Annotated in this window: 25 protein-coding genes; 12 read left to right on the forward strand and 13 right to left on the reverse strand. The window is 60.0% G+C overall.

Translation table 11 applies throughout. From position 1 onward, the window contains the following. The first annotated feature begins 59 nt into the window (after positions 1 to 59). The gene (locus AC07OO_RS00830; RefSeq protein WP_495080161.1) at positions 60 to 923 is read left to right on the forward strand and encodes an LOG family protein; all 864 of its coding nucleotides are present in this window, start codon (positions 60 to 62) and stop codon (positions 921 to 923) included. On the opposite strand, the gene AC07OO_RS00835 is transcribed toward AC07OO_RS00830, so the two are convergent. The 6 genes from AC07OO_RS00835 to AC07OO_RS00860 all read right to left on the reverse strand — a co-directional run bounded on the left by AC07OO_RS00835 (position 911) and on the right by AC07OO_RS00860 (position 7,214). Then, the gene (locus tag AC07OO_RS00835; protein WP_495080162.1) at positions 911 to 2,155 is read right to left on the reverse strand and encodes an MFS transporter; all 1,245 of its coding nucleotides are present in this window, start codon (positions 2,153 to 2,155) and stop codon (positions 911 to 913) included. The genes AC07OO_RS00830 and AC07OO_RS00835 overlap by 13 nt on opposite strands. Next, positions 2,152 to 3,621, reverse strand: a complete 1,470-nt coding sequence (locus tag AC07OO_RS00840; RefSeq protein ID WP_495080163.1) for a DNA recombination protein RmuC — start codon at positions 3,619 to 3,621, stop codon at positions 2,152 to 2,154. Before AC07OO_RS00840 ends, AC07OO_RS00835 begins: the two co-directional genes overlap by 4 nt. A 100-nt stretch (positions 3,622 to 3,721) precedes the next feature. Next, positions 3,722 to 4,732 (reverse strand): 2-hydroxyacid dehydrogenase, encoded by a 1,011-nt coding sequence (locus AC07OO_RS00845; RefSeq protein ID WP_495080164.1) that lies wholly within the window; start codon positions 4,730 to 4,732, stop codon positions 3,722 to 3,724. A 9-nt stretch (positions 4,733 to 4,741) separates the two neighbouring features. Next, positions 4,742 to 5,950 (reverse strand): nicotinate phosphoribosyltransferase, encoded by a 1,209-nt coding sequence (gene pncB, locus AC07OO_RS00850; protein ID WP_495080165.1) that lies wholly within the window; start codon positions 5,948 to 5,950, stop codon positions 4,742 to 4,744. Positions 5,951 to 6,066: 116 nt separating this feature from the next. After that, entirely contained in the window at positions 6,067 to 6,771 is a 705-nt protein-coding gene (locus AC07OO_RS00855) for a nitroreductase (RefSeq protein ID WP_495080166.1), read from the reverse strand. Beyond that, positions 6,768 to 7,214, reverse strand: coding sequence for an acyl-CoA thioesterase (locus AC07OO_RS00860; protein WP_495080167.1), 447 nt, complete (start codon positions 7,212 to 7,214; stop codon positions 6,768 to 6,770). The genes AC07OO_RS00855 and AC07OO_RS00860 overlap by 4 nt, the downstream gene beginning before the upstream one ends. Before the next feature lie 266 nt (positions 7,215 to 7,480). On the opposite strand from AC07OO_RS00860, the gene AC07OO_RS00865 reads away from it, so the two are divergent. Further along, on the forward strand, positions 7,481 to 8,026 hold the full coding sequence (locus AC07OO_RS00865) for a phasin family protein (protein ID WP_495080168.1): 546 nt from the start codon (positions 7,481 to 7,483) through the stop codon (positions 8,024 to 8,026). A 214-nt stretch (positions 8,027 to 8,240) separates the two neighbouring features. Here the strand turns inward: AC07OO_RS00865 and AC07OO_RS00870 are convergent, their stop codons facing one another. The 4 genes from AC07OO_RS00870 to icd all read right to left on the reverse strand — a co-directional run bounded on the left by AC07OO_RS00870 (position 8,241) and on the right by icd (position 13,468). Next, positions 8,241 to 9,149 carry a patatin-like phospholipase family protein gene (locus tag AC07OO_RS00870; protein WP_495080169.1) on the reverse strand — a complete coding sequence of 303 codons (909 nt, stop codon included), beginning with the start codon at positions 9,147 to 9,149 and terminating at the stop codon, positions 8,241 to 8,243. 131 nt (positions 9,150 to 9,280) lie between these two features. Further along, positions 9,281 to 11,602, reverse strand: a complete 2,322-nt coding sequence (gene clpA / locus AC07OO_RS00875; RefSeq protein WP_495080170.1) for an ATP-dependent Clp protease ATP-binding subunit ClpA — start codon at positions 11,600 to 11,602, stop codon at positions 9,281 to 9,283. Positions 11,603 to 11,680: 78 nt separating this feature from the next. Beyond that, a complete protein-coding gene (gene clpS, locus AC07OO_RS00880; RefSeq protein WP_495081750.1) occupies positions 11,681 to 12,052 on the reverse strand; it encodes an ATP-dependent Clp protease adapter ClpS in 372 nt (123 codons plus the stop codon). A gap of 162 nt (positions 12,053 to 12,214) precedes the next feature. Further along, positions 12,215 to 13,468 carry an NADP-dependent isocitrate dehydrogenase gene (gene icd, locus AC07OO_RS00885; RefSeq protein ID WP_495080171.1) on the reverse strand — a complete coding sequence of 418 codons (1,254 nt, stop codon included), beginning with the start codon at positions 13,466 to 13,468 and terminating at the stop codon, positions 12,215 to 12,217. Between the two features lie 192 nt (positions 13,469 to 13,660). On the opposite strand from icd, the gene AC07OO_RS00890 reads away from it, so the two are divergent. Then, positions 13,661 to 13,882 (forward strand): hypothetical protein, encoded by a 222-nt coding sequence (locus tag AC07OO_RS00890; protein WP_495080172.1) that lies wholly within the window; start codon positions 13,661 to 13,663, stop codon positions 13,880 to 13,882. Positions 13,883 to 13,955: 73 nt separating this feature from the next. Beyond that, positions 13,956 to 14,405: a DUF192 domain-containing protein gene (locus AC07OO_RS00895; protein WP_495080173.1), complete on the forward strand. Its 450-nt coding sequence runs from the start codon at positions 13,956 to 13,958 to the stop codon at positions 14,403 to 14,405. Between the two features lie 64 nt (positions 14,406 to 14,469). Here AC07OO_RS00895 and AC07OO_RS00900 read toward each other — a convergent pair whose 3' ends face one another. After that, the gene (locus AC07OO_RS00900) at positions 14,470 to 15,051 is read right to left on the reverse strand and encodes a superoxide dismutase (RefSeq protein WP_495080174.1); all 582 of its coding nucleotides are present in this window, start codon (positions 15,049 to 15,051) and stop codon (positions 14,470 to 14,472) included. Between the two features lie 45 nt (positions 15,052 to 15,096). Then, a complete protein-coding gene (gene xseA / locus AC07OO_RS00905) occupies positions 15,097 to 16,413 on the reverse strand; it encodes an exodeoxyribonuclease VII large subunit (RefSeq protein WP_495080175.1) in 1,317 nt (438 codons plus the stop codon). A gap of 286 nt (positions 16,414 to 16,699) precedes the next feature. Between xseA and AC07OO_RS00910 the strand changes: the two genes are divergently transcribed. The 6 genes from AC07OO_RS00910 (at position 16,700) to adk (ending at position 20,568) form a co-directional block, all read left to right on the forward strand. After that, positions 16,700 to 17,329 (forward strand): MotA/TolQ/ExbB proton channel family protein, encoded by a 630-nt coding sequence (locus AC07OO_RS00910; RefSeq protein ID WP_495080176.1) that lies wholly within the window; start codon positions 16,700 to 16,702, stop codon positions 17,327 to 17,329. A gap of 7 nt (positions 17,330 to 17,336) precedes the next feature. Then, positions 17,337 to 17,765: an ExbD/TolR family protein gene (locus AC07OO_RS00915; RefSeq protein WP_495080177.1), complete on the forward strand. Its 429-nt coding sequence runs from the start codon at positions 17,337 to 17,339 to the stop codon at positions 17,763 to 17,765. Between the two features lie 4 nt (positions 17,766 to 17,769). Next, a complete protein-coding gene (lpxK, locus tag AC07OO_RS00920) occupies positions 17,770 to 18,846 on the forward strand; it encodes a tetraacyldisaccharide 4'-kinase (RefSeq protein WP_495081751.1) in 1,077 nt (358 codons plus the stop codon). Then, on the forward strand, positions 18,827 to 19,009 hold the full coding sequence (locus tag AC07OO_RS00925; protein ID WP_495080178.1) for a Trm112 family protein: 183 nt from the start codon (positions 18,827 to 18,829) through the stop codon (positions 19,007 to 19,009). The genes lpxK and AC07OO_RS00925 overlap by 20 nt, the downstream gene beginning before the upstream one ends. Positions 19,010 to 19,020: 11 nt before the next feature. Next, complete coding sequence (gene kdsB, locus AC07OO_RS00930; protein ID WP_495081752.1) at positions 19,021 to 19,806, forward strand: 3-deoxy-manno-octulosonate cytidylyltransferase; 786 nt, start codon at positions 19,021 to 19,023, stop codon at positions 19,804 to 19,806. Positions 19,807 to 19,911: 105 nt separating this feature from the next. Continuing rightward, the gene (gene adk, locus AC07OO_RS00935) at positions 19,912 to 20,568 is read left to right on the forward strand and encodes an adenylate kinase (protein ID WP_495080179.1); all 657 of its coding nucleotides are present in this window, start codon (positions 19,912 to 19,914) and stop codon (positions 20,566 to 20,568) included. Between the two features lie 44 nt (positions 20,569 to 20,612). On the opposite strand, the gene AC07OO_RS00940 is transcribed toward adk, so the two are convergent. After that, positions 20,613 to 21,602, reverse strand: a complete 990-nt coding sequence (locus tag AC07OO_RS00940) for an asparaginase (RefSeq protein ID WP_495080180.1) — start codon at positions 21,600 to 21,602, stop codon at positions 20,613 to 20,615. A gap of 113 nt (positions 21,603 to 21,715) precedes the next feature. On the opposite strand from AC07OO_RS00940, the gene lexA reads away from it, so the two are divergent. After that, entirely contained in the window at positions 21,716 to 22,390 is a 675-nt protein-coding gene (gene lexA / locus AC07OO_RS00945) for a transcriptional repressor LexA (protein ID WP_495080181.1), read from the forward strand. A gap of 20 nt (positions 22,391 to 22,410) precedes the next feature. Next, a complete protein-coding gene (locus AC07OO_RS00950; RefSeq protein ID WP_495080182.1) occupies positions 22,411 to 22,740 on the forward strand; it encodes a hypothetical protein in 330 nt (109 codons plus the stop codon). The last annotated feature ends 7 nt before the right edge of the window (positions 22,741 to 22,747 follow it).

The following is a 22,747-nucleotide window of genomic DNA, read 5'->3' on the forward strand; positions in this document are numbered from 1 at the left end:
CATTCGGGTGTACCCTCGGGCCTGTGACGTTTAGCAAAAAGAAACTAGGACACCGCCCCTTGGATACCCCGAATACACCTGTACCCCGCACCCTGGCCGACGCATGGAGCGAACTCAAGGCCCATGCCGACGCAGGCACCCCACTGGAAGCCGACGCCTACCGCCTGGCCTTCGCCGACCCCGAATTCCTGCTGCGCCGCGAAACCCGCGGCATACGCATGCAGTTGGAAATGCTCAAGCCCGATCTGGCGCAATTGGAGCAAGGTATTGAAAACACGGTAGTCGTTTTTGGCAGTGCACGCTTCAGCTCCATGGAGGATGCACAGCGCATCATGGAACAGGCCCGCGCCAGTAAGGACCCGTCGGCCATCCGCTTGGCCGAGCGCCATCTGCGCAACGCGCACTACTACGAACAGGCCCGCGCCTTTGGCCACATCGTCGCCACGCACGGCGCCACGCTGCCCCCACGCGAACGCATCTATGTCTGCACGGGCGGCGGCCCCGGCATCATGGAGGCCGCCAACCGCGGCGCGTCCGAAGCCGGCGCCCCTACGGTAGGTCTCAACATTGCGCTACCGCATGAGCAGGCGGGCAACCCGTATCTCACGCCCTCACTGAGCTTCAAGTTCCACTACTTTGCGCTGCGCAAGATGCACTTCATGATGCGCGCCAAGGCCATGGTGGCCTTCCCCGGTGGCTTTGGCACGCTGGATGAATTGTTTGAAGTCATCACGCTGGTGCAGACCCGCAAGTCCCACCCCATTCCCATCATCTTGTTTGGATCGGAGTACTGGAAGCGCTTGTTGAACCTGGAGGTGCTGGTGGAAGAAGGTGCGATCTCGCCGGAAGACTTGGACCTGTTCCAGTACGCCGACGACCCGCAGCAAACCTGGGACATCATCCAGGGGTTCTACAAGGCCTGAGAGCTGTCGCCCGGCGCCCCCGGCCTGAGACGCCAGGCCATGGGGGCACCGGCGCCCACCATGCAGCCCACGGTCCAAAACACGACCGACACGCCCACCACCAGGCCCGCCGTACCAAACAGCATGGGCATCAGCACGCTGGACAGGTTCAAGGTCATCAGCCGCAGGCCGATGGCCTGACCATGCAGGGCATGCGGCGTGATCTGGTGCAGGGTGCTCAAGATCATGGGCTGCACGGAGCCCAAAGACAGGCCTAGCAGCACCGAGCACAAGCCCATACTCCAAGGCGAAAACATCAGCGGATAGATTGCAAACAACAAGGCCGTCACGACCATGGCACCGGTGACGACGACCCACTCGCGCAGGTTCGCAGCCACCAAGGGCATGGCAACCCGCACCACCGCGCCCGACACCGCCATGGAGCCCAGCAGCGTGCCGATGACCGACGCGCTGAAGCCGCGTTCATGGCCCAGCATGGGCACGACAAAGGTGTGCACGTCCCAGCAGGATGACAGCAGCCAGTTGACCAACAACAGGCGCCGCATCTGCGCATTGCGCAACAGATGCCAGACCCGGGCTTGCGTGGACCCTGGCGGCTGCTGAACTGGGGGTAACTCCTGCGTATGGCGCACCCAGAACCAGGTCAGCAGCGGCATGCACGCCATCAGCAGAAACGCGGCCCTGAAACCATTGCTGTCACCGGCCGTGCCACCCAGCAGCACACCCGCATGGTCGATCAGCAAACCGGCCGCCACCGGCCCCAAGAAGTTCGACACCGCGGGGCCAATGGCCAGCCAACTAAAAACTTGCTTGAGCTCGGTCGTGTCTTGTGCGGCCCGGCCCACGTGGCGCTGCAGGGCGATGATGGCCACGCCCGTGGCGCCGCCCATAAGCAAGGCGCTGAAGCACAACACAGCAAAGTATGGAAAGGCGGCGGCCAGCCCTGCGCCCAGCATGGCCGCGGCGACACCCAGGCCCATGGGTTTGAGCAAGCCATGGCGGTCCGCATAACGCCCGGCGGGAATAGCCAAAAACACCTGGGTCAGCGAAAACAAGGCCAGCAGCACGCCCACAGCCAGCGCGCTATAGCCCTCGCGCAGTGCCAGCAAGGGCGCGGCCATGCGCATGCCGGCCATGCTACCGTGCAGAAATATCTGGCCCAGTATCAACCGGGCCAGTTCCCAGGAGCGAGACGTGTCGGGTTCAGGCTGGGGTTCGGTTGCGAGGCTCATGCGCTGGCATCGGCATCGCGGTCAACGTCAGCATCACCCTCTGCCCGGTCAAAGTCCTTGTCGAAAGGGATCAGGGCTTGTGCTTGCGTATCGGGCAGGGCATCGACCTTTTTCAGCACCCGGCCCATGGCGCGGCTACGGGTCTCGGCACTGTCCAGCGTGTTGAGCACGGTCTGCGTTTGCGATTTGACTTTGGCCAGCACACCACCAAATTTCTCGAATTCGGTCTTCACCGCGCCCAGCACCTGCCAGACCTCGCTGGAGCGCTTCTCCAGCGCCAGCGTGCGGAAGCCCATCTGCAAGGAACTCAGCATGGCCAGCAAGGTGGTAGGCCCAGCCAGCGTGACACGGTGGTCGCGTTGCAGGCTTTCCATCAGGCCGGGGCGGCGCAGCACCTCGGCATACAAACCTTCGGTGGGCAGGAACAAAATCGCAAAGTCGGTAGTGTGCGGAGGCTCCACATACTTCTCGACCATGGACTTGGCCTCCAGCCGTATGCGCAACTCCAGCGCCTTGCCTGCAGCCTCGGCACCGGCCACATCGGCCCTGCCCTGCGCGTCCAGCAGGCGCTCGTAATCTTCATTGGGAAACTTGGCGTCAATCGGCAGCCACAGCGGCGCGCCCGAGTCGGACTTGCCGGGCAGCTTGATCGCAAAGTCGACGACGTTCTTGCTGCCAGGCCGTGTCGCAATCTGCACGGCGTACTGGTCGGGCACAAAGACCTGTTCCAGTAGGCTGGCCAGTTGCGCCTCGCCAAAAATGCCGCGGGTCTTGACGTTGGTCAGCAGGTGCTTGAGATCGCCCACGCCCTGGGCCAGCGTCTGCATCTCGCCCAGGCCTTTGTGAACCTGCTCCAGCCGGTCGGCGACCTGTTTGAAGCTCTCACCCAAGCGCGCTTGCAAGGTGGTCTGCAGCTTTTCGTCCACCGTGGCGCGCATTTCGTCCAGCTTGGCGGAGTTGGTGGTTTGCAGTTGCGCCAATTGTTGGTTCAAGGCGTCACGTACCGCCGTCATGCTGCGGGTATTGGTGTCGCTCAGCTCGGCCAGGCGGCGAGCCGTGGATTCGCCCATGCCGGAGAGTTGGGTATGCAAGGTGTCCGCCAGCGTCTTCTGCAGCAGCGACAGTTGCTGGCCAAAGGCGTCGATCTGCGTGTTTTGCGTACGCGTGGCCTCGGCCCCTTGCTGCGTCAGGGTTTGCTGGAAGGTGGCCAGGTTCTGCGTCAGTTCTTGGCGTGCGCCCTTGGACGATTCGGCAATCTCGCGGCGCAGTTCGCGCTCCAAGCGCTCGTTACTGGATTGCAGCAGGGTGCGCAGGTCTTGCAGCTCCTTGCGCTGCAGTTGCGCATCCATCCCGGCTTGCGTGTCACCTGCGCGTAGGCGACCCAGCGCGAAAGCCGTCCATGCGGCTACCGCCAGCGTCACCAATGTCAGCGCCAGCAGCGCCCAAACCATCCATCCATCATTCACCGTGAAACCGCCTTTTCAGCCAACATCGTATTGATAAAACTGGGCTCTAGCCCTCGTGAAATCTATGCATAGCGCTACCAATACAGTAGCAAATGCAAAGCTAGGCCGCCCCGCGCTGCGCCAACCTATCCGCATTGAGCGGCGTGACCGCCTTGTCATGCACCAGATAGCCGATCAGATTGTCCACTGCCAGCATGGCCATCGCGCGGCGCGTGCTCATGGTTGCACTGGCGATATGGGGCGTCAGCACCACATTGGGCACGGTCAGCAGATCCGGGTGGACCTTGGGCTCGCCCTCGTACACATCCAGCCCCGCGGCCGCAATGCGCTTGTCGCGCAGCGCAGCGGCCAGCGCGGCGTCGTCCACAATGCCGCCGCGGGCGATGTTGGTCAGCGTGGCGCTGGGTTTCATCAACGCCAGTTCGGCAGCACCTATGGTGTGGTGCGTGGCGGCAGAGTATGGCACCACCAGCACCACATGGTCCGCCGTTTGCAGCAGCTCTTGTTTGCTGACATAGCGGGCCTTGCATTCGGCCTCGATGGCGTCATCGAGGCGACTGCGGTTGTGATAAACAACCTGCATGCCAAAGCCCAAGGCGCCGCGGCGTGCTATGCCTTGGCCTATGCGGCCCATGCCGATGATGCCGAGCGTGGAGCCATGGACCTCCGCACCGGCAAACATGTCATAGCGCCAGTGCGTCCATTTGCCGGCGCGCAGAAAATGCTCGCTCTCGGCCATGCGGCGCGCGGTGGCCATCATCAGCGCAAAGCCAAAGTCGGCCGTGGTCTCTGTCAGCACATCAGGCGCGTTGGTGGCCAGCACGCCGGCGGCGCTCATCGCATCAAGGTCGAAGTTGTTGTAGCCAACCGCCATGTTGGCGCAGATCTTCAGGTCTGGACACTGGACCAGTAGCGCGGCATTGATGGGGACCGAGCCTGTCGTAAAGGCTCCCACCTTGCCCTGCAGGCGTTGAGCCAATTCGGCTGGGTTCCAGTTCGCATCCTCCTGGTTGGATTCCACATCAAAGTATTCGGACAGGCGCTCAATCACCTCAGGGAAGACGGCCCGGGTAATCAGTACGCGGGGGCGGTTTGGATTTGCAGCAGTCATGGCAGTAGTTCAGGTTGGAGCTTCGATTTCAAACACCTGGCGCAGATAGGCTAGGTATTTCTCGTCTTTGCACATGTTCTTGGCAGGCGTGTCCGACAGCTTGGCCACGGGCTGGCCATTGCAGTGGACCATCTTGATAACGATTTGCAGCGGCTCGTAGCCCAGGTCATTGGTCAAATTGGTGCCGATACCGAAGGCCAGTTGGCAACGGCCCCTGAACTGCTGGTACAGCTGTATGGTGCGGGGGATGGTCAAGCCATCGCTGAAGATCAGCGTCTTGGTGCGTGGGTCCACGCGGTTGCGCGCGTAGTGGTCCAGCATGCGCTCACCCCAGGCGAAAGGATCGCCACTGTCGTGGCGGGCACCATCAAACAGCTTGCAGAAAAACAGGTCGAAGTCACGCAGAAAGGCGCTCATGCCGTAGACGTCGGACAGTGCAATGCCCAGGTCACCGCGGTACTCCCGGGCCCAGGACTCGAAGGCATAGACTTGGCTGTCCCGCAGCCGTGGGCCCAAGGCCTGCGTGGCCTGCAGGTATTCGTGGGCCATGGTACCCAGCGGGGTCAGGCCCAGGCGCATCGCTGCCAGCACATTGCTGGTGCCAGCCAATTGGCCCGGTGTGCCACTGCCATGGCCTGTGCCTGGCACCGTGCCCAGGCGGGCCACCAGCACGCGCAGGACCTCGTCATGCCAGGCGCGGGAAAAGCGCCGGCGGGTGCCGTAGTCAGCAATCTTCAACTCGGCCAAGCCATCGGACCGCAGTTGGCTGATCTTGGTATCCAGGCGTTTGCGGCCCTCTTGGAAATCGGGCACGCTTTGGGTGTTGCGGAAATAGACCTCGTTGACGATGGCCAGCACAGGGATCTCGAACAGGATGGTGTGCAGCCAGGGGCCGACGATGGCGATCTCGATCTCGCCATTGGCTTGGGGAGTGACCGTGATGTACTTCTCGTTCAATCGAAACAGCGCCAAGAAGTCAACGAAATCGCTCTTGATGAATCGCAGCGATCGCAGATAGACCAACTCGCTGTCCTGGAAATGCAGGCCGCACAGGGAGCGTATCTCTTCACGGATGTCGGCGGCATGGGCCGCCAAGTCCACACCCGGGTTGCGGCACTTGAAGCGGTATTCCACCTGTGCACCGGGGAACTGGTGCAACACCGCCTGCATCATCGTGAACTTGTAGAGGTCGGTGTCGAGCAGGCTGGTGATGATCATGGTGTGGCCTCAGGGGCAATCGAGTGCGGCCCATCGCCGACGGGCCGCCCCAAGGCGATGACGGCCCCCTCGGGCGACAGGGAGCTACACGCAGTGAGTGACCGTGGGGGCAACATCTACTCCAGCCAGGTGGTGAAGTCTTGCGCTGGCACACGGGGCGTGTGGAAGCCGTTGACCAGTGCCGATTCATCCGCATGGCCCAGCGACATGCCGCAGACCAGCATCTCGTCCGGCCCCGCGCCAATGTGGGGCAAGATGATCTTGGCAAAGCCATTCCAAGCGGCCTGCGGGCAGGTGTGCAGGCCATGGCCGCGTGCAGCCACCATGATGTTTTGCAGGAAAGCCCCATAGTCCACGAGTGAGCCGCGCCCCAGCACGCGGTCCACGGTAAACATCAACCCAACCGGCGCGTCGAAGAAACGGAAGTTGCGCTGGTGCTGGGCATGCATCTTGTCCTTGTCGGCCTTGCCTATGCCCAGCAGGCCGTACAGGCCCCAACCGTTTTCGCGGCGGCGGTCGATATAGGGGCTGACCCATTTTTGCGGGTAGTAGTCGTACTCTTCCACATACTCGGCCGCCAGCGCCGGGTTGGCCCGGATCGCATCGTGGGCGGCGCATACTTGTTCCACCAGTTGGGCCTGCTTGGCACCCTGCAGCACATAGACGCGCCAGGGCTGGCAATTGGTGCCGGAGGGCGCGCGACTGGCCACCTGCAGGATGTGCTCGATCGTGGCGCGGTCGACCGCCTGCTTGGTGAAGGCCCGTACCGACATGCGGGAGGTGATGGCCGCGTCTACGGCGGCCGATGCTGTGGTCGTCATTGCAGGGCCTCCAAAACCGTTTTCAACCGTGCGGGCAGGGGCACCGGCCGGCGAGTCGCTTTGTCCACGTAGACGTGCACAAAATGGCCCTTGGCGGCCGTGGAATCCGAGTCCCCGAAGATGCCCACCTCGTAGCGCACGCTGGACGTACCCAGATGCGCCACCCGTATGCCCACCTGCACCGTCTGCGGGAAGGCCAGAGACGCGAAGTAGTTGCAGTGGGTCTCAATCACCAGGCCAATGGTCTCTCCACTGTGGATGTCTAGCGCCCCCTGCTCGATCAGGTAGGCGTTGACCGCCGTATCAAACCAGCTGTAGTAGACGACGTTATTGACATGGCCATAGGCATCGTTATCCATCCAACGGGTGGAGATCGGTCGGAAGGCCTTGTAAGCGCTTCGGGATTCGGGGCTGGGTTTGGGAGATGGATTCGGATTCGGCATGGCTTGATTCTGCCAGCCCCGTTTGCCCCCCATATTTGGTAGCTTGTGCGCGAGCCGCACAGCCTCGACACTTGTATGACCCGGTCATGACAAAGCCCGGTTTTAGAAAAATTGTTCTAAATTGTTGCAATGCAGCAAAAAAGACTTGCACTAGAGATCCGCATCCCTATAATTCGACTCATGCTGCGCTGCAACATAAATAAGCCATCAGGGTGGTTACGGAGCAGTGTTTATAGATTCTTACCCTAACTCTTGGAGATATTGACATGATGACCGTTGAACAACTGATTACTTCCCACAAGTCCAACATCGAAACACTGTTCGGCCTGACCAACAAGGCTTTCGAAGGCGTTGAGAAGATTGTTGAGCTGAACCTGACAGCCTCCAAGGCCGCTTTGGCTGAAGCCGGTTCCCACGCCCAGTCTTTGCTGAGCGTGAAAGACGCCCAAGAACTGTTGGCTCTGCAATCCGGCCTGTTCCAGCCCCTGGCCGAAAAAACCGCTGCCTACAGCCGTCATCTGTACGACATCGCTACCGGCACTTCCACCGAATTCGGCAAGGCCTTCGAAGGCCAAGCTGCCGATGCCCAGAAGAAATTCATGGGCTTGGTGGACAGCGCCGCTAAGAACGCACCGGCCGGTTCCGAGTCTGCTGTTGCCATCATGAAGAGCTCTGTGGCCGCTGCCAACAACGCACTGGAATCCGTGCAAAAGGCTGTGAAGCAAGCCACTGAAATGGCCGAAGCCAACTTCAACGCCGTGGCCGCTACTGCGACCCAAGCAACGAAGCAAGCCACCGCCAAGAAGCGTTAATTTCTGGCGAGGGCGCAAACCATCCCGTTTTGGAGCGCCTTCTCTAGCTGTCAAGGGAAAACCCTGACATAATTAATTCAATGCGGAAACACATGTGTTTCCACCGGTTGTCTCCTCGGGTCCTTTCGAAACCATCAGGTTCAGGGATCCCTTCAAGGCCTCGTTGCAAAACGGGGCCTTTTTTTTGGCCCTGCGCCCGCCGCGCCCCGTTTCTTCAGCGGGTCTTGGCGGCGATGGCGGCCCGCAGTTGGGGCATCGCTTGCAGCATGGCCAAACGCCCTGCTTCGATCGACTTTTTGCGGGAGCCAAAGTCTGCGCTGGACACGCCCAGCAAGGCGGGCTTGATCACCACATCGGCCTCCTTGAGCTCGAAGTAGTTGATGCTCTTGCTCATGATGGAAAAGGTCTGCAAGAGCACGTCCATGGCACCACCGGCCAGATTGCCCTCGGGTGGACTGGAAATGTCCACTGCAATCACCAACTCCGCACCCATCTGCCGCGCCGCCCGCACGGGCACGGGCGAGACCAGGCCACCATCCACGTATTCGTGACCAGCAATCTTGACCGGCTGAAAGACCGCAGGCACCGCGCTGGAGGCTCGCACGGCAGTGCCGGTATCGCCGCGCTGGAACAACATGCCCTGGCCGCTATTCAAATCGGTGGCCACAATGCCCAAAGGCAGGGCCATGTCCTCAATCAGTCGTGAGCTCACTTGGCCATTGACATAGCGTGCCAAGGCGTCGCCGCGCAACATGCCACGGTTGAACAGCGGCAGCGTCCAATCGGCAATTGTGGCTTCTTCCATGGTTTCGGCCACATGCTGGAGTTGTTTGCCGGTCTTGCCGCTGGCATAGAAGGCTGCAACGAGGCTGCCCGCCGAGGTGCCCGAGACCATGGAGGGGCGAATGCCCGCCTCTTCCAGCACCTGGATAACCCCCACATGGGCAAAACCGCGGGCCGCACCGCCACCCAACGCCAAGCCTATGCGCGGCGGAATCTTGGGCACCACCACAACAGGGGGTTGCACAACCGGTGGCTCCGGTGGGGTGGGAGTTTCCTTGGTGGGAAGGGAGACACAACCTATCAGCGCCAAGCTGAGGGCGATGGGGAACAAATACTTCATGGAAAGCCGAAATTCAACAAAACAGGGCTATTGTCGGCGAAGGCCTGACACTTATCGCAGCCCCTACAAACGACAAAGGCCCGGTTCACAAAGAACCGGGCCCTAAAGCCGCATCAACGTAGGCAAACCGCTTAGTCGGCGGTCGCTTCCTCCGGCTTGGATTTGCCCTTCTTCTCAGGCACGGGTTGTATATCCAACGTAACTTCAGTCTTGTTGGTGTCCGTATCGTCCAGGTCCACCGTCAGGCGTCCACCCTCGGTAAGACGGCCAAACAGCAACTCATCGGCCAAGGCACGGCGTATCGTGTCCTGGATCAGGCGCTGCATGGGTCGGGCGCCCATCAAGGGGTCAAAGCCCTTCTTCGCCAAGTGCTTGCGCAGCTTGTCGGTAAAGGTGACGTCCACTTTCTTCTCGGCCAGTTGGGTCTCCAACTGCAGCAGGAACTTGTCAACGACGCGCAAGATGATGTTTTCGTCCAGCGATTTGAAGCTGACGATGGCATCCAAGCGGTTGCGGAATTCGGGCGTAAACAGACGTTTGATGTCCGCAGCCTCGTCGCCTGCCTCGCGCGGGTTCGTGAACCCGATGCTGGCCTTGTTCATGGTCTCCGCGCCCGCATTGGTGGTCATGACGATGATCACATTGCGGAAGTCAGCCTTGCGACCATTGTTATCAGTCAGCGTGCCATGGTCCATGACCTGCAGCAGCACATTGAAGATCGCAGGGTGCGCCTTCTCGATTTCATCCAGCAGCAGCACGCAATGCGGCTTCTTGGTGATGGCCTCGGTCAGCAAACCGCCTTGGTCAAAGCCCACATAGCCCGGAGGCGCGCCAATCAGGCGGCTGACGGCATGCTGCTCCATGTATTCGCTCATATCAAAGCGAATCAGGTCTATGCCCATGATGTAAGCCAATTGCCGTGCGGCTTCGGTCTTGCCCACGCCTGTGGGCCCACTGAACAAGAAAGAGCCAATAGGCTTGTCGCCCTTGCCAATGCCAGAGCGTGCCATCTTGACGGCCGAAGCCAGCACGTCCAAAGCCTTGTCCTGGCCAAACACCACGTTACGCAGATCACGCTCCAGTGTCTTAAGCTTGCTCCGGTCGTCGTTGGACACATTCGCCGCAGGGATGCGGGCAATCTTGGCCACGATTTCTTCGACCTCTGCCTTGCTAATGGTCTTCTTTCGCTTGCTAGCCGGCAAGATACGCTGGGCAGCGCCCGCCTCGTCGATGACGTCAATGGCCTTGTCGGGCAAATGGCGATCATTGATGTACTTGGCGCTCAGCTCCGCGGCCGCCTGCAAGGCCGCCACTGCGTACTTGACGTTGTGGTGCTCTTCAAAGCGGGACTTGAGTCCCTTGAGTATCTCGACAGTCTGCTCCACGGTGGGCTCAACGACGTCGACCTTCTGGAAGCGGCGCGACAGAGCCGCATCTTTTTCAAAGATGCCACGGTACTCAGTGAAGGTGGTCGCGCCGATGCACTTGAGCGCGCCTGAGCTAAGGCCGGGCTTCAGCAGATTAGATGCATCCAACGTTCCGCCCGATGCAGCACCCGCACCAATCAATGTGTGAATTTCGTCAATGAACAGCACCGCATTGGGTTTATCCTTCAGTGCCTTGAGCACGCCTTTGAGGCGTTGCTCAAAATCACCGCGGTATTTGGTGCCCGCCAGCAAGGCACCCATGTCCAGCGAATACACAGTGGATTCAGCCAGGATTTCGGGCACGTCCGCCTGCGTGATGCGCCAGGCCAGCCCCTCGGCAATCGCGGTCTTGCCCACGCCGGCCTCACCCACCAATAGGGGGTTGTTCTTGCGGCGGCGACACAGAATCTGGATCACGCGCTCGACTTCGTACTCACGACCTACCAGAGGATCAATCTTGCCGTCCTTGGCCAGTTGGTTCAGGTTGACGGTGAACTGCTCCAGCGGCGAGGTCTTTTCGTTCTTCTCGCCACTGCCCTCTTCGCTTTCGACCGGGTTTTCGTTGGCCTTGGTCGACTCGGGCGGATCATTCTTCTTGATGCCGTGCGCAATGAAATTCACAACGTCCAGCCGGGTCACGCCCTGCTGGTGCAGGTAGTAGACGGCGTGCGAGTCTTTCTCGCCAAAAATAGCGACCAACACATTGGCTCCGGTCACTTCTTTCTTGCCACTGCCCGTGGATTGCACATGCATGATGGCGCGCTGGATCACGCGCTGAAAGCCCAGTGTGGGCTGGGTGTCCACGTCATCGGAACCAGCAACCTGGGGCGTGTTGTCTTTGATGAAATTCGACAGCGATTTGCGCAGATCGTCGATATTGGCCGAACAGGCGCGTAGGACTTCGGCGGCGCTGGGATTGTCCAACAGAGCGAGCAACAAATGCTCCACGGTAATGAACTCGTGACGCTGCTGGCGTGCCTCAACAAACGCCATGTGCAGGCTTACTTCCAATTCTTGGGCAATCATGTGATTTCCTTTAGCCTTGCGTTGATGAATAACTGTAAACCGTTTCCCGGCTGATTGTTCACTTGTTTCAATTTCACTCTACAACTCTACGGGTTCACAGATGCACTTGAGCGGATGCCCCGCCTTGTGTGCCGCATCCAGCACCTGGTCCACCTTGGTTACCGCGACGTCCTTGGAATACACGCCACACACCGCCTTTCCATCCAAATGGATTTTCAGCATGATGCGGGTCGCAGATTCCAAGTCCTTGCCAAAAAACTCCTGTATCACGACCACCACAAACTCCATGGGCGTGTAGTCGTCATTCAGCATGATCACCTGGTACATCTGGGGCGGCTTGACGCGCTGGGTCCGGCGTTCCAACACAACAGAGCCACCCTCGTCTGGGTTGGGCGGCTGAGCGGGCGGTTCTGGTGGTTTCGACGGGATATTTGTAGCCATGAAATCGATTCTATCGGTCACCCCAAAGGATTGCACCGCTCTGTTGAATTGGAGCCACTGTGGCCTGATTCAAGCCTGGACCCATAAAAAAACCGCCACGGACCCCAAAGGTCCTGGCGGCTACGCTAAACAGGCCCGCCGGGCGACCGCAAAGGCCGCCCTGCATCTTGTTTACATGTTGTCGATCATGACCTGTCCAAAGCCGGAACAGCTGACCTGAGTGGCACCGTCCATCAAGCGCGCGAAATCATAGGTGACTTTCTTGCTCTTGATAGACTTTTCCATCGAGCTGATGATGAGGTCAGCTGCCTCAATCCAGCCCATGTGGCGCAGCATCATTTCGGCCGACAGGATTTCGGAACCGGGGTTCACATAGTCCTTGCCCGCGTACTTGGGGGCGGTACCGTGCGTGGCCTCAAAGCAGGCCACGGAATCCGACAAATTGGCCCCGGGAGCGATGCCGATACCACCCACTTGGGCCGCCAGCGCGTCGGACACATAGTCACCATTGAGATTCAGTGTGGCAATCACGCTGTACTCGGCGGGGCGCAACAGGATTTGCTGCAGGAAAGCGTCGGCAATGCTGTCCTTGACGATGATTTCCTTGCCCGTCTTGGGGTTCTTGAATTTGCACCAGGGGCCACCGTCGATCAACTGCGCGCCGAATTCCTTTTGCGCCAGGTTGTAGGCCCAGTCACGGAAGCCACCTTCGGTGTACTTCATGATGTTGCCCTTGTGCACGATGGTCACACTGGGCTTGTCATTGTCGATCGCGTACTGGATAGCCTTACGCACCAAGCGCTCGGTTCCTTCCTTGGAGACCGGTTTGATGCCGATACCGGAGGTGTTGGGGAAACGGATCTTCTTCACGCCCATTTCATCTTGCAGGAACTTGATTATCTTCTTGGCCTTATCGCTCTCGGCTTCAAACTCGATACCAGCATAGATGTCTTCCGAGTTTTCGCGGAAGATAACCATATTGGTCTTGTGGGGCTCTTTGACGGGGCTGGGCACGCCGTCAAAGTATTGAATGGGCCGCAGACAAACATACAGATCCAGCTCCTGCCGCAGAGCCACATTCAGTGAACGAATGCCTCCACCCACCGGCGTCGTCAACGGGCCCTTGATGGACACCACGTACTCGCGCAGAGCTTGCAGGGTCTCTTCAGGCAACCACACATCGGGGCCATAGACGTTGGTCGATTTTTCGCCAGCATAAACTTCCATCCAGTGGATCTTCTTCTTGCCACCGTAGGCCTTGGCAACTGCTGCATCAACCACCTTCAACATCACAGGTGTAATGTCAAAGCCTGTGCCATCACCCTCTATAAACGGGATGATGGGCTGGTCGGGCACGTTCAAGGACATGTCCGCATTCACGGTAATTTTTTTGCCTTCGGCTGGGACTTTGATGTGCTGGTACATGGGGAAAGGGTCTCCGTTGATTTCTTTGGATCGCGAATACCTGAGAAGTTGTGCCTCAGACAGTGCGCAAATTCTATTCCTAAAAATTACTGCTTTCTGTCAAGTGTTTCAGTAGCGGGGCTGTGGCAAAAATCCCAATTGCAATGCGGAATAATGACCCACGGTTAGTACGTCAATTTTGAGGATATTTCAATGAACAAACTTCTTGCCACGCTGGTTGCTGGCTTTGTGTCCGTGGCTGCGTTTGCCCAAGCTGCAGCGCCCGTCGCGCCTGTTGCTCCTGCCGTCCAATCCGCGCCCGCCGTCACGTCAGCCCCAGAGAAGAAGATGAAGAAGCACAAAGCTGCCCACAAGGCCAAGAAAGCCAAGAAGGCCCACCACAAGGCTAAGAAAAAGAAATCCACCAAGAAGTAAATCATCTTTGGTGCTTTCCCTTCCCGGTGCCCGCTCACGCGGGCATTTTTCATGGTTCGGCCACAATAGCGCGATGAAAACCATTTTTTCTACCCTGTTGACCGCCCTGATGCTCTGCACCGCTGCTGCCCGTGCAGACGACGCCCCCCAGATGGATTTGCCACGCGAGAAGCTTTCAGTGGGCATCCACCAGATCGACACCCAACTGGCCACTACGTCCACCCAGCGCGAGGTCGGCCTGATGTTCCGCCAGGACATGCCGCAACACGAGGGCATGCTGTTCATTTTTGAGAGCCCCAGCCGCCTGTGTTTCTGGATGAAAAACACTTTGTTACCGCTGACTGCGGCCTTCATTGCTGATGACGGCACCATCGTGAACCTGGAAAACATGAAGCCTCAAACCACGGACTCGCATTGCTCAGCCAGGCCGGTGCGTTTTGTGCTGGAGATGAACCAGGGTTGGTTCACAAAAAAAGGCATCAAGCCCGGCACCAAGATTTCAGGACGCCCATTCAGTCCTTAGAGCAGGCGATGCATAAAAAAAAGCCGACCCAAGGTCGGCTTTTTGCTGTTTGGGTGCAGGGTACTCAGGCGAAATTGGCCTCTGCAAAGCCCCAGTTCACCAGCTTGTCGAGGAAGGTTTCAACAAACTTCGGACGCAGATTACGGTAGTCGATGTAGTAGGCATGCTCCCACACGTCCACAGTCAACAGCGCTTTGTCGGCCGTCGTCAGCGGTGTACCGGCGGCACCCATGTTGACGATATCCACCGAACCATCGGGCTTCTTCACCAACCAGGTCCAGCCGGAGCCGAAATTGCCGACCGCAGACTTGACGAACGCTTCTTTGAACGCGGCATAGCTGCCCCACTTGGCGTTGATGGCAGCAGCCAGCGCACCGGAAGGCTCACCGCCGCCAGCGGGCTTCATGCAGTTCCAGAAGAAGGTATGGTTCCAAATCTGGGCCGAGTTGTTGTAGATGCCGCCGCTGGACTTCTTGATGATGTCCTCCAGCGCCATGTTTTCGAATTCGGTGCCTTTTTGCAGGTTGTTCAAGTTCACTACATAGGCGTTGTGGTGCTTGCCATGGTGAAACTCCAGCGTTTCTTTGGAATAGGCGGGGGCCAGAGCGTCAATCGCATAGGGCAATGCGGGCAGGGTGTGTTCCATGGAGTCCTCTCGTTGGTTAGTAGAAAAACCGCTTGATTGTAGGAATTAATTAAGGCCTGGGCCGTCAACGGTCATGTCAACCGCGCCGTCAGCGAGGGTTGCTTTCACATGCTGGCCTGCAATTGCCTGCGCGACGTGCCCCAGGGTTTGGCCATTTTCCAGCGTTAGCCATGCATAACCGCGTTGCAATACCAGTGACGGGTCCAGCAGACCCAGGCGCAAGTCGGCACGCTGGCATCGCTCCCGCATACCCAACAATGCCCGTTGTACGCGGGGCTGCCAATCTTGTTGTTTGCGCAACAGGTCCGACTGGCGCACCTGAAAGGCCATGCGGGCGGCATGCTGCATGCGCTGCTCCATGGCCGCCAACAACATGCGCTGACGGTGCGCCAGTGAAGACGGCCGCCCCAAGCGCGATGCCGCCAAGTCCACGCGCTGAGACTGTTGGTCCGCGAAACGCCCCACCGCATCGCCCATGCGGGCTTGCATATCCTCCAGCAACCCCAACCAGACGGACGTGGGTTCTGACACCAATTCGGCCGCGGCGGTCGGTGTGGGTGCACGCAAGTCGGCCACAAAATCGGCAATGGTGAAATCCGTTTCGTGCCCTACTCCACACACGATAGGCACCGGGCTGCGGGCCATCACACGGGCCAGTTGCTCGTCATTGAAGGCCCACAGGTCCTCCATGGAGCCACCACCCCGCACCAGCACAATCACATCGATGGGGACCGTCGCATCTGCATTGGACGCCTGGGAGGCCAGGCTGTACAGGCTGGACAGCGCCTGCGCCAACTCGCGCGGGGCTCCGTCCCCCTGCACGGCCGCGGGAGCGAGCACGACAGGGATATGCGGCACACGCCGTTGCAAGGCCGTGACCACGTCATGCAAGGCTGCTGCGCCCAGCGAAGTCACCAGTCCAATGCCGCGCGGCAAAGGGGGCAAGGGCCGCTTGCGCGCTGCTTCGAATAACCCTTCTTGCTCCAGCTTGGCCTTGAGTTTGAAGAATTGCTCAAACAGCGTGCCCTGCCCCGCGGGACGCATGGCCTCCACGACCAATTGCAGTTCACCGCGCGGCTCATAAACCCCTAGACGGCCGCGCACCTCCACCCGATCGCCGTCGCGCGGGCTGAAGTTCAGCAAACTCGCTGCGCGGCGGAACATGGCACAGCGCAACTGGCCGGTTTCGTCCTTTAAAGAGAAATAGCAATGGCCGCTGGAGGCACGCGTGAAGCTGCTGATTTCGCCGCCGACAGTGACCGGGTTGAAGCGCGCATCCATGGCATCGGCAATGGCGCGGCACAACGCGCCCACCTGCCAAACACGTGTGGCGGAAGTGCTTGCTGGCTGCGGTTCAAACATATGAATATTTCCGCGGCCCAACACGGTAGTGCTTGCTAACGCTCCACAGATCGCGGCCAGCGGGGCCAGAGGAGCCTCTACCCCACGCAGTGCACGACGCGGCGTAATAAGTCTTTGATTTCATTGGATTTTTTATTGCTGCTTTTGTCATCAATCTGTCAAAACCACGCACAGATGCGGCTTCGCAGCCAGTGGGGGATTAGTTTTGCACAAACTTATCCACATGTTCTGTGGGTCGTCGCGTACGCCATAATCGCGGGGCATTGCATCTGTACGGAGTGACCATTTGTTTTCCATCATACAAGCCGCCGGTTGGCCCATCTGGCCCCTTATTGCCTGCTCCGTATTGGCCCTGGCCATCGTCATTGACCGCTTCATCAACCTGAAGGGCAGCAAGGTAGCCCCACCCCGTCTTTTGGATGAAGTGCTGAGTGTTACCCGCAACGCCATCCCCGCCCCCGACGTTGTAACCCAGTTGGAGAAAAATTCGGCCATGGGTGAGGTCTTGGCCAGTGGACTACGCGCCATCAACGCCGACCCCCGCTGTACCGAAGACGACCTGCGTGCCACCATGGAGAGCACCGGTCGCATCGTCGCGCACCGCCTGGAGTTGCGCCTCAGCGCCTTGGCCACCATTGCATCGGCCGCACCGCTGATGGGCTTGTTTGGCACCGTGGTCGGCATGATTGAGATTTTCGGCTCGCAGGCCCCGGGTGGCGCTACCGGTGGCAACCCTGCCCAACTGGCCCACGGTATTTCGATCGCGCTGTACAACACCGCCTTCGGTCTGATCGTGGCCATCCCCTCACTGATCTTCTGGCGCTACTTCCGCGGCCAGGTCGATGCCTACCTGTTGACGCTGGAATTGGCTGCCGAACACCTGGCACGCCATCTCAAGGTGTTCCGCAAGCCCTGAGCCCGCCATGAACTTCCGCGCCCGAACCACCGAAGAGCCCGAGATCAATCTGATCCCCTTCATTGACGTGCTGTTGGTGGTGTTGATCTTCTTAATGCTGTCCACCACTTACAGCAAGTTCACCGAAATGCAGCTCAAGCTGCCGGTTGCCGACACCGATGCGCAACGCGACTACGCCAAGGAATTGATCGTGGGCGTGAGTGCCGACGGCGCGTTCAGCATCAACCGCGTGCCCGTAGCCGGGCGCAGCCTGGAGAGCGTGGCCATGGCCATGACCGAAGGCGCCAAGGCTGGCAAAGACACGGTCGTCATCATTAGCGCCGACGCCAGTGCCAAGCACCAGTCGGTAGTGACGGTCATGGAAGCCGCACGCCGTTCCGGCCTGAACCAAATCACCTTCGCTACCCAGTCCTCCGCACAGGCCGGTGGCCGCTGAAGCCATGGCCGGTGCTTTGCGGCCCACGCTGCAAGGCAGGCTGCTGCGGGCCTGGACCCGGCGGACCGGTCTTGCCCTGCTGCTGTGGCCCCTCTCTCTGCTTTTTAAATGCCTGTCAGGGCTGCGGCGCCGGTTGTACCAATGGGGCCTGCTCAGGACGCAGCGCGCCGATGCCATCGTCATCGTCGTCGGCAATGTGGTGGCCGGCGGCGCAGGCAAAACCCCCACCGTCATGGCCCTGGTTCAGCACCTGCGTGCACAGGGGCACCCCGTAGGCGTGGTGTCGCGCGGGTATGGGCGCAAGAATGGCACGGTCTGCGCCGAGGTGCTGGAGGATGCCCACCCCGCCGATGTGGGGGATGAGCCTTTGCTGATCCGGCGCACAACCGGCATGCCGGTTTTCGTAGGTCCCACGCGCTATGCGGCCACTACGGCGCTGCTAGCCCGCTATCCACACACCCGCATCATCGTCTGCGACGACGGCTTGCAGCACTATGCGCTGTACCGCGACCTGGAGGTCTGCGTGTTCGACGACCGTGGATGCGGCAACGGTTGGCTGCTGCCAGCCGGCCCTCTACGCGAAGCCTGGCCCCGCCGCGCGGTAGCGCGTGTGGGCCAGCAATCCGATCGCCTGCTGGTGCTGCACACCGGCGCCCAGCCTGCTTTTGCCGGCTACACCGCGCGGCGCCAACTCGCGCCCTGGGTTGTCGAACGCGACGGGACGCAGGTGCCACTCAAAGACCTGAGTGCACCGGGCGCCAAACCCCTGCTGGCGCTGGCCGGTATCGCCCAACCCGAGACCTTCTTTGCCATGCTGCGCGCCCGAGGTCTGCAGCTGGTGCAGACGCTTGCGCTTCCGGATCACTATGATTTTGATAGCTTCTCATCCATATTTCACGAGGGCTACCGCCTGATTTGCACAGAGAAGGACGCCGCCAAGCTGTGGCCACTGGTACCCGACGCCCTGGCTATTCCATTGGAATTCACGCCAGAGCCCGCCTTCTTCCGCGCACTGGATGCGGCACTGCTGCCGCTATTGCCCGCGCCGCTATCATCCAGCCATGGACACAAGACTACTTGAACTCATCGTTTGCCCCGTGACCAAGGGCCCCCTGGAATACGACCGCGAAAAGCAGGAACTGATTTCGCGCAGCGCGCGCCTGGCCTATCCCGTGCGTGACGGCATTCCAGTTCTGCTGGAAAACGAAGCCCGCACGCTGACCGACACCGAACTCGGCCTGTGAACGCCACCAGCATGGGCTACACGGTACTGATACCGGCGCGCCTGGCCTCTACCCGTTTGCCCAACAAGCCGCTGGCAGATCTGGCTGGCGCACCCATGGTGGTGCGCGTAGCTGAGCGCGTGCGTTCGGGTGTGCCCGCAGGCACCCGCGTCGTCGTGGCCGGCGACCACCCCTCCATCGTGGAGGCTTGCCGCCAACACGGTATCGAAGCCATTCTGACCCGTGACGACCATGCTTCCGGCAGTGATCGTCTGGCTGAAGCCTGCGAACTGCTGGCACTGCAGGGTGAAGACATCGTCGTCAATGTGCAGGGTGACGAGCCCTTGATAGACCCGGCGCTGGTACAGGCCGTTGCCGACGTGCTGCGAACCCAACCTACGGCCAGCATGGGCACGGCTGCCCACGCCATCGCCAGCGTTGCCGATTTCGCGAACCCCAATGTCGTCAAGGTGGTGCTGGATGCCGCCGGGCTGGCGCTGTACTTCAGCCGTGCGCCGATCGCTTGGTGGCGTGATGGTTTTGCCCAAGGCATAGAGGCCCTGCCCCCAATCGCCGCACCCCTGCGCCACATTGGCATCTATGCCTACCGGGCCAGTTTTCTGCGCCAGTTCCCCCAATTGCCGCAGGCCCCCATTGAGATCATCGAAGCCCTGGAGCAATTGCGCGCCATGTGGCATGGGCACCGCATCGCAGTGCACGTAAGCCCCCATGCGCCGGGACCGGGTGTAGATACGCCAGAAGACCTGGAACGTGTGCGGGCCGCATTTATTGCCAATGCGGGCCGCGCTGTAAGTTAGCCAGGGGATGGTCCATGCTATTCTCGGGAGCAGCCGCGTGTCGTGGCGCGCCTGTAGGGCGCAGCCTGCCGGGCCAAAGGTTTTTTGTTCTATCCGAGGGTATCCATGAGACTTATTTTGTTGGGCGCGCCAGGCGCGGGCAAGGGCACGCAAGCCACGTTCATTTGCCAAAAATACGGCATTCCACAAATCTCGACCGGTGACATGCTGCGTGCCGCCGTGAAGGCCGGCACCCCGCTGGGCCTGCAGGCCGATGCGGTGATGAAGTCCGGTGGCCTGGTCAGTGACGACCTGATCATCAACCTCGTCAAGGAGCGTATTGCCCAACCCGATTGCGCCAAAGGCTTTTTGTTTGACGGTTTCCCCCGCACCATCCCCCAGGCCGATGCCATGAAGGCTGCAGGCGTGGCGCTCGACTATGTGGTGGAAATCGATGTCCCCTTTGACGCCATCATCGAACGCATGAGCGGACGCCGCTCCCACCCGGCATCGGGCCGTACCTACCATGTCAAGTTCAACCCACCCAAAGTGGAAGGCAAAGACGATGTGACCGGCGAGCCCCTGGTACAACGCCCCGACGATCAGGAAGAGACCGTCAAGAAGCGTCTGGATGTTTATAGCGCCCAGACACGGCCCTTGGTGGACTACTACTCCGGCTGGGCCGCCAAAGACCCGACTGGCGCCCCCAAATACCGCGCCGTCAGCGGCATGGGCGAAGTGGATGTCATCAAGTCGCGCGTTTTTGAGGCATTGGGCAGCTAACCGGCCGCATACGCGCTTCCAAAAGGCCGCCGATGCGGCCTTTTTTACGCCTGCATCAACTCCAGCATCAGGGCAATGCGGGCCTTGAGCGGAGACAGCCCCCCAGAATCCGGGATGTCCCCCTTCCCCTGGGCCGGGCCAACCACGATACTGCCGTATGCGCAGCGGCTAGCCCGCAACACCCGCACACCCTGGGCCCGAACCTCGTGCAGGGCTTTCTCCAAATCGCGGTGGATGGTGCCATTGCCGGTGCCCGCAACGATGAGGCCCCGCACAGCTTGCTCTGAGCCCACCGAAGGCGCCGCACACAGTGTGCGTACGGTGGCTCCGCATGCACCCGCGTAGTTGGTGACAATCTCAACGCGCGGCCATTGCGGATTGGACAGCGCTTCCATCGGAAAATCCTCAGCTTGTCCCTCCCGCACGGGGCTTGCGTGCAACCAACGTACCTTGCCCTCCTCCACATAGCCTAAGGGACCCGCATCGCCCGAATCAAAGGCATTGAGTCGATAGGGATGGACCTTCTGGACGTCCCGAGCAACGTGCACAACCCCGGCACACACCGCCAATACGCCTCGGGCCTGCGCCGACTGTGCCACCGCCACGGCGTCCAGCACATTCTGTGGCCCATCGGGTGACAGCGAAGACGCAGGGCGCATGGCACAGGTTAGGACCACAGCCTTCTCGGCCAACATCTGCCGGGGCAAAACCTGGGACAAAAAGAAGGCTGTCTCCTCCAGGGTGTCGGTGCCATGCGTCACCACCACGGCATCGATATCGGCCCGGGACAGATGGTGCTGAATGCTTTGTGCCAGTAAGCGCCACTGCTCCCATCCCATGTCCTTGCTGTCCACCTGCACGACCTGCTCGGCCACGAATGCGTGCGAACCCAGCGCCTGCTGCAGACGGGGAATGGCCTGCAGCAACTGGCCCACGCCCACCTGCGCTGCGGTGTACCCCACGTTGTCATCCGCCTGCGCAGAGGTGCCTGCAATCGTGCCACCGGTACCCAAAAACACCATCTTTTTCAACATATTTGCGCTTTCCACTTGCAAACAAAATAAAACTGGTTAAAAATACAGTCACTGGATGCCGAAACAGTGTGTATAGACCAACAGCCTAAGCGGCCCAGAACCAAGGAGTCAGCATGCTTGAAAGTCCCAAACTTACCGCACGGCAACAACAGATTCTGGACCTGATCCAAGGCGCCATCGCCCGCACCGGCGCTCCTCCTACACGTGCCGAAATCGCCAGCGAGCTTGGCTTCAAGTCCGCCAATGCCGCCGAGGAGCACTTGCAAGCCCTGGCCCGCAAAGGCGTTATCGAATTGGTCAGCGGCACATCCCGTGGCATCCGCCTCAGAGGGGACGCATTGCGGTCCATCAACGAGTCGCGCAGCAAACAATTCTCCTTGCCGATTCCGGGTTTGGCCCAATTAGCTCTGCCATTGGTAGGCCGGGTCGCAGCTGGTTCACCCATTCTCGCCCAGGAACATGTGGACCAAACCTATTACGTTGAAAACAGCCTGTTCCAACGTCAACCCGATTACCTGCTGAAGGTGCGTGGCATGTCCATGCGCGACGCCGGCATCATGGATGGCGACCTGCTGGCCGTGCAAGCCACCAAAGATGCCAAGAATGGCCAGATCGTTGTAGCCCGGCTGGGTGATGAGGTCACTGTCAAACGTTTCCGGCGCAACAAACATTTGATCGAACTGCACCCCGAAAACCCGGACTACCAAACCATTGTGGTCGAGCCTGGTGAGCCTTTTGAAATCGAAGGCTTGGCCGTAGGTTTGATACGCAACACCATGCTCATGTAATTCCGCACGAAAGCCATCCCATGAACACCGCTTTATTTGCCCATGCCGATTTCTTTGGCCCCTTGCAAGGCCTGATGCGCTGGTGGTCCGCCAGCCGGTTTTCGACTGCGGGGGTTTCATTGCCCAAGCGGGAGGCACCTGCATTTACTCCCAAAACTGTAGCAGCAAATGACCCATTGACGAGGGCTAGCGCTCCAATCATCAAAATGCCCAAGCCCCTGCGTGTAGTGCGCGTGGTCGAAAGCGGGCAGGCACGCGCCAGTGTCGGGCGCATGGTCATCTCCGGGCGCATGGCCGACGTCTGCGCCGAACTGGACCGTTTAGCTGCGCGAGAGGCTGCCCTCTCTTAAGTTGGCG

The organism is Rhodoferax sp. GW821-FHT07G04 (assembly GCF_059418585.1).